We start from the raw sequence: 767 nt of genomic DNA on the forward strand, positions 1-767 counted from the left end.
TTCTGGGCGGGAACGAAGGCGCCAACGGGCTTTGGGGGCAAAACGGTAACGATGTCCTGTCCGGACGCGGTGGCAACGACAGGCTCGACGGCGGCAACGGCAACGACAGGCTGTACGGCGGCGACGGAGGCGATGTTCTAAACGGTGGCGCGGGCGCGGATATCCTGCATGGCGGGGACGGCTACGACAGCGCCGAATATAACACGCAAGTGCGCGCGGACCTTGGCTATACCGGCACCAACACAGGCGAAGCGACGGGCGATAGCTACGTCTCGATCGAGAACCTGCTGGGCTCCGCACAGGCGGATTTTCTGGGCGGGAACGAAGGCGCCAACGGGCTTTGGGGGCAAAACGGTAACGATGTCCTGTCCGGACGCGGTGGCAACGACAGGCTCGACGGCGGCAACGGCAACGACAGGCTGTACGGCGGTGATGATAACGATGTTCTAAACGGTGGCGCGGGAAACGACAGGCTTGTCGGCGGAGACGGGGCCGATACCTTCGTGTTCAACACGGCATCAAACAGCGATACCATCAGCGATTTCGATGCGCTGGATACATTGCGTATCGAAAACGGAGCCCAGAGCCTAGCGGATCTGACCTTCACCGATACCGCCGCCGGACTGCAAGTTAGCTTCGCAACGGTCAGCATCTTCCTCACCGGCCTCGACCGCGCAGATCTCACCGCAAGCGACTTTGATTTCGTTTAAAGAGGCGCAATTGAATGCATAAAGGGGCGGGCTTAAGAGGCTCGCCCCTTTCGTTTG

At 60.6% G+C, this 767-nt stretch carries 1 protein-coding gene; it reads left to right on the forward strand.

Annotated features, from left to right (window positions below):
- A partial coding sequence (locus tag AB9F27_RS21910) for a calcium-binding protein (RefSeq protein ID WP_369758203.1) occupies window positions 1-710 on the forward strand: 710 nt, incomplete at its 5' end.
- Between the last annotated feature and the right edge of the window lie 57 nt (window positions 711-767).

The organism is Falsihalocynthiibacter sp. CO-5D18 (genome assembly GCF_041205445.1).
GTDB lineage: Bacteria > Pseudomonadota > Alphaproteobacteria > Rhodobacterales > Rhodobacteraceae > Falsihalocynthiibacter > Falsihalocynthiibacter arcticus.